The organism is Asanoa iriomotensis (assembly GCF_016862515.1).
Lineage (GTDB): Bacteria > Actinomycetota > Actinomycetes > Mycobacteriales > Micromonosporaceae > Asanoa > Asanoa iriomotensis.
This window is the reverse complement of the sequence record NZ_BONC01000150.1, coordinates 1-5,386: the sequence shown is the minus strand read 5'-3', so window position 1 is coordinate 5,386 and position 5,386 is coordinate 1. Positions and strand designations below refer to the sequence as shown.

General features: G+C 71.2%; 5 protein-coding genes and 1 pseudogene. 5 read left to right on the top strand and 1 reads right to left on the bottom strand.

Annotation, left to right across the window (positions count from 1 at the left end):
* Together Air01nite_RS40395 and Air01nite_RS40390 are read left to right on the top strand one after the other, a co-directional pair.
* Nucleotides 1-190, top strand: a pseudogene (locus tag Air01nite_RS40395) (hypothetical protein); the annotation flags it as partial.
* Between the two features lie 22 nt (nt 191-212).
* On the top strand, nt 213-923 hold the full coding sequence (locus tag Air01nite_RS40390; protein ID WP_203708774.1) for an FAD:protein FMN transferase: 711 nt from the start codon (nt 213-215) through the stop codon (nt 921-923).
* 314 nt (nt 924-1,237) lie between these two features.
* Here Air01nite_RS40390 and Air01nite_RS40385 read toward each other — a convergent pair whose 3' ends face one another.
* Nucleotides 1,238-1,900 carry a bifunctional DNA primase/polymerase gene (locus tag Air01nite_RS40385; RefSeq protein ID WP_203708770.1) on the bottom strand — a complete coding sequence of 221 codons (663 nt, stop codon included), beginning with the start codon at nt 1,898-1,900 and terminating at the stop codon, nt 1,238-1,240.
* 245 nt (nt 1,901-2,145) lie between these two features.
* Here Air01nite_RS40385 and Air01nite_RS40380 point away from each other — a divergent pair, with 245 nt between their 5' ends.
* From Air01nite_RS40380 to Air01nite_RS40370, 3 genes are read left to right on the top strand one after another with little or no spacing between them, the layout of a single operon-like run.
* Nucleotides 2,146-3,375 carry a helix-turn-helix domain-containing protein gene (locus tag Air01nite_RS40380; protein WP_203708768.1) on the top strand — a complete coding sequence of 410 codons (1,230 nt, stop codon included), beginning with the start codon at nt 2,146-2,148 and terminating at the stop codon, nt 3,373-3,375.
* Nucleotides 3,376-3,383: 8 nt separating this feature from the next.
* A complete protein-coding gene (locus Air01nite_RS40375) occupies nt 3,384-3,959 on the top strand; it encodes a flavoprotein (RefSeq protein WP_203708766.1) in 576 nt (191 codons plus the stop codon).
* A 1-nt stretch (nt 3,960) separates the two neighbouring features.
* On the top strand, nt 3,961-4,503 hold the full coding sequence (locus Air01nite_RS40370; protein ID WP_203708772.1) for a GNAT family N-acetyltransferase: 543 nt from the start codon (nt 3,961-3,963) through the stop codon (nt 4,501-4,503).
* The last annotated feature ends 883 nt before the right edge of the window (nt 4,504-5,386 follow it).

Genomic DNA, 5,386 nt, shown 5'->3' with positions numbered 1-5,386 from the left:
GGAGATGCCGGACCTGGAGGCGCGGTCGGACCAGCTCAGCGCGCAGGTCGAGACCCAGATGCGCGAGGAGGCGCTGCGGGAGCAGGGCGCGAATCTCGACACGGTCTCGGGCGCGACGGAGACGAGCGAGAGCTACCGGGAGTCCCTGCGGGTCGCGATCGAGCGGATGAAGAAGGGTGAGCGTGACTGAGCTGTTCCGTGCGCGGGAGTGCATGGGTACGGTGATCAGCGTCGAGCTGGGTTCCGGTGGTTCGTCCACATTGCTCGACGAGGTCTTCGCGTGGTTCGACCTGGTCGACGCGCGGTTCAGCACGTACAAGGCCGACAGCGAGGTCAACCGGTTCGACGCCGGGTCGTTGCCACTTGGTGACGCGTCGGCGGATCTGCGGTTCGTGTTGTCGCGTTGTGCCGATCTGTGGAGCGAGACGGACGGCTATTTCGACGCGTACGCGACCGGCCGGCTCGACCCGTCCGGGTTCGTGAAGGGCTGGTCCGCGCAGGTCGCCTCCGACCGGCTGCTCGCCGCCGGCGTGACCGACCACTGTGTCAACGCCGGCGGGGACGTGCGCCTGCGTGGCCACGCGCCGGCTGGCCGGCCGTGGCGGGTCGGCATCCGGCACCCGTGGAACGCGCAGGCGACGTGCCACGTGGTCGAGGGCACGGACCTCGCGGTGGCCACGTCCGGGGTCTACGAGCGCGGACACCACGTGATCGATCCGCGGCGCGGCCGGGCGGCTTCGGGGCTGCGCTCGGTCACGGTCGTCGGCCCGGACCTGGGGACGGCGGACGCGTACGCCACCGCGGCGCTCGCGATGGGGGAGGGCGGTGTGCGGTGGCTGGCCCGGCTCGCCGGTTATGCCGGCGTTGTCGTCACTGACGAGGGACGGAAGCTCACCTCGCGGTCCCTATCCTCGGCGGCTTGAGACCACTACCATGGTAACCCGTGTATGGTCAGCGTTTGATTGGGCGGTGGGTGCCGGCGGGGCGTGAGCCCGCGGGCCGGGAGCCGCTCGGTCGAGATCCCGAGGGACGGGTGCCGGCCCAACGTTGGCATCGAAGTCCGCCGTTCAGGGGGTCGACCTCGACGAACGTCCCGGTTACCTTGTCTCCTAGCATGTGTGCCCCTCCCCGTCGCGCCCCCATGCGGGCCGCCACCTGCATCAACGACCGGTCGCCAGGCCGGACGTGCGGGTGCTCGCGTCCTGTTGACGGGATTTTCGCGGGTCGCGGGGGCGGCTCAGGCGGCGCGCCGCGCGGTCGACAGCTGGCGGGGCAGGTGCGGCGCGCGGTCGAGATTGGTCAGCAGCGAGTCGACGATCATGCGCTGCACGGCGTACGAGTCGGGCAGGCTCCAGGCCACCTCCTCCGGCGGCACCACCCAGCGCACGGCGCCCTGGGGCAGCCGGGTCGGCGGGGCCGGCACCCACGAGCCGGTGCCGTGCCGCACCACGTCGAGCGAGTTCTCCAGCTCGGGCCGCAGCGGGTCGCCCGGACGCACCAGGAACATCCACCGGCCGAGCGGCGTCGCCGCGACGGGGCCGCGCACCTGCAGCCGGCCGGGCCCGAGCACGCCGGCGTGCATGCGCGCCGCGGCCAACACCCGGCCGCCCAGGCTGTTGGGCACCTCGAGCACGTCGAACGCGTGGCCGGTGGCGAGCAGCACCGCGTGTGCCCGGCGCTGCCACCAACCCTCCACGGTGGACTGATCGGTGCTGGCGCCACGCTCCCAGCCGTCGATCGCGGGGTGGCAGCTCGTCGTCGGGCAGCCCGGCCGCTCGCACGCGAACCGGCCGCCCTCGAGCCACGCGCCGGGCACCACGTCCCAGAGGTGGTCGGCGTAGCGCACGGCCGAGCGGCGCAGTGCGACTCGGGCGAATGGTGGTCGGATATTCCACCGCATGGTCAGAAACTCCCTACGTCTGTGGCCGACTCCCCCTAGCAGGTGGTCGGCGCCGTATCTCGGATCGACACGCGGTCGTTGCGTTTGACAGAGAGCCGAATGCAACTTGCAAAAGAAAAGTACGAGCGCACCTGTGACGGGAAACGCACTCGGAGTGCGATCGGCACAAACGGGTGATATCCGCAACACCGCCCAGCAAGCCCCGAATCAGACAGCCCCTGTACGAGCGAGGGGGGAGGACGGACATGGATGAGCTCCCCATCGGCCGCCGCGTCGCCTACTGGCGTGCCCGCCGACGGATGTCCCAGCAGGTCTTCGCGGACCGCCTGGGCAAGTCGAAGAGCTGGGTCGACAAGGTCGAGCGGGGTGTCCGCCGGCTAGACAAGTTCTCGGTGGTCTACGAGATCGCCGACGTCCTCCAGCTCGACGTGCAGCTCCTGCTGGGCAAGGACCCCGAACGCCGGCCGGATGCGATCAACTGCATCGACCAGGTCGAGGTCGAGGAGATCCGCGCGGCGCTGGAGCGCTACGACTCGATCAGCGCATTCTTCGACACGCAGCCCAACCCGCAGCCGCTGACCGAGATGCGCAAGGCGGTCAGCCACGCGTGGCTGACGTTCCAGCACGCGAAGTACGGCGTGCTCGCCCGGGCGCTGCCCAAGCTGCTGCGCGACGCACAGGCCGCGGACACCGCCTACTCCGGCGGCGCCGAGGCGCAGCCCGCGGCGCACCTGTTGGGGCAGGTCTACCAGATCGCGTCGTCGTCGTTGCGCAAGCTCGGTGAGCACGAGCTCGCCTGGCTGGCCGCCGACCGGTCGATCGCCGTCTCCCAGCGAGCGGGCGACCCGTTGCTCGCCGGCACCGCCACCCACCGCGTGGGTTGCGCGCTGCTCGCGCTCGGCCGCGCCCGCCCGGCTCTCGAGGTCAACATCAACATCGCCAACCGGCTGGCACCCGGCGGCGGCAGCGCCAGCACACCCCAACAGCTCTCGGTGTACGGGATGCTGCTGCTCCAGGGTGCGATGGCCTCGGCCCGGATCGGCGACGGCGCCACCGTCCGCGACCTGCTCAACGGCGCGGAAGAGGCGGCGAGCGCGATCGGCGACGACCAGAACCACTACTGGACCTGCTTCGGGCCGACCAACGTCAAGCTGCACCGGGCCGCCGCGGCGGTGGAGCTGGGCGAGGGCCGCGCGGCGGTCGAGGTGCACGAGGGCATCGACCCCGAGGGCTTCAACAGCCTGCTGCCGGAACGCCGGGCACACCACATGCTCGACATCGCCCGCGGTTTCGCGCAGATGGGCGACGTCGAGAAGGCCAGCGAGATGCTGCTCGAAGGCGACCGGCTGGCGCCGTCGGAGATCCGCTGCCGCCCGATCGCCCACGAGGTCATGTCCGATGTGCTGCGCCGCACGCGTGGCACCCCGCCGCCGGCGGTAGCCGAACTGGCGGAGCACATGGGCGTCGGAGTTTAGTTGCTGGTATGAGAGGCGTCCTCTACGCGATCTGCTGCGGCTCGCCGATCTCCCGAGGTGTCGGCCGGCTGGTCGACCTCGCGAAACAGCGCGCCTGGGACGTCTGCGTGGTCACCACGCCGGACGGCCGCAAGTTCGTCGACGTGCCGGCACTGGCGGGCCTGAGCGGCCATCCGGTGCGGTCCTACTACAAGAACCCGGGCGACCCGGACGTGCTGCCGTCCGCGGACGCCATCATCGTCGCGCCGGCCACGGTCAACACGATCAACAAGTGGTCGGCGGGCATCGCCGACACCCTGGCGCTGGGCTTGGTCGTGGAAGGCCAGGGCAAGGGCCTACCCATCATCGCGATGCCGTTTACGAACGTGGCGATGGGCGCGCACCCAGCGTTCCGCGAGTCGCTGACCCGCCTGCGCTCGTGGGGCATCACGGTCCTCTTCGGCGACGAGGTCCTGCCGCTGCACCCACCGGGCACCGGCGCGGACCTGCTCGACGTCTTCCCCTGGCAGATGTCCCTGGACGCCCTGGACGCCCGCCTGTCCGGCGACCGGCTCCCGGCACCCCGCAGCCCGAAGGGAGCCTGACCTGCGCCTCTACACACCGCGCCTCGTCCTGCGCGAGTTCCGGCCCGATGACGACGCGGCCGTGCACGCGTTCGCCAGCGACCCCGAGGTGACCCGCTACACGGAGTGGGGCCCGAACACCCCGGCGGACACGGAGCAGTTCCTCCAGGCGGCGATCCAGGACGCGGGCACGCGCCCGCGCACCCGTTTCGCGCTGGCGATGGTGGAACGCGCCGACGACGCGCTCATCGGTTCGGTGGAACTGTGCATCACGAGCCGCGCGCGCCAACAGGCCACGACGGGCTACGCGCTGGCCAAACGCTGCTGGGGCCGGGGCCTGACCACCGAAGCCGCGGCGGCGATGCTTCGGTTGGGCTTCGACCAACTCGGCCTACACAAGATCACCGCGACCTGCGACCCGGAAAACGCCGGATCGACCCGGGTCCTGACGAAAATCGGAATGCACCGCGAGGGCCACCTCCGCGACCACGCCTTCATCCGCGGCGCTTGGCAGGACCGCCTCCTGTTCGCCGCGATCAGACCCAACACCGGACCGCGCACGTGAAGCCGTCCGCGCCACAGGCCCCGCAGCGGAGCGGCGAGTGTCCTGTGTCGACGCCCCCGCCGGGCTCTGGCGGCACTGACTGTCCCGGGATTGCCGCAACCGCCGTCAGCTGCTGACCCGGCCGGGGCGATGGACTTGATGATCTGGCGATCAAATCTCCAGGTCCGACGCCCGAAACGGCAGGTCCTCCCTGGCCGCCGCCACGTCCGCCACGCACGGTCGCCGGGATCGTCGCGCACCCGCGAAACTGGCGCAACCACGCCACCCCGTGCCGCGGACCCACGCCGACCCACACCGCGGTCAGGGCCAACCTGGGGTGCGGCGGACCGTGGCAAGTCGTTGCTGCTGGGCAACAACCAACTACCACGATCTGGCGAGGGTGACCTCAGTGGCCCGGTTGGCAGCTGCCGGGGGCGTCGCGGACTCAGGCCACCCCGCACGGCGGACGTGGGTAATCGGTTGCTGCTGGAGCAGCGACGAACTACCAAGATCTGCCGCGGGTGAGATCGGTGGCCCGGTTGGCAGATGCCGGGGGCGTTGCGGACTCGGGCCACCCTGCGCGGCGGACTCAGGCCACCCTGCGCGGCGCACTCAGGCGACCCTGTGCGGCGGGTCTTGGTAATCGGTTGCTGCTGGGGCAGCAGCCAACTACCACGATCTGGCGCGGGTGACCTCGACGCTCCCGGTCGGCAGATGCCCCGGGGCGTCGCGGACCCGGGCCACCCCGCACGGCTGACTCAGGCCACCCTGCGTGGCGGACTCGGGCCACCCTGCGTGGCGGACTCGGGCCACCCTGCGTGGCTGACTCGGGCCACCCTGCGCGGCGGACTCAGGCAACACTGCGCGGCGGGTCTTGGTAATCGGTTGCTGCTGGGGCCAGCAA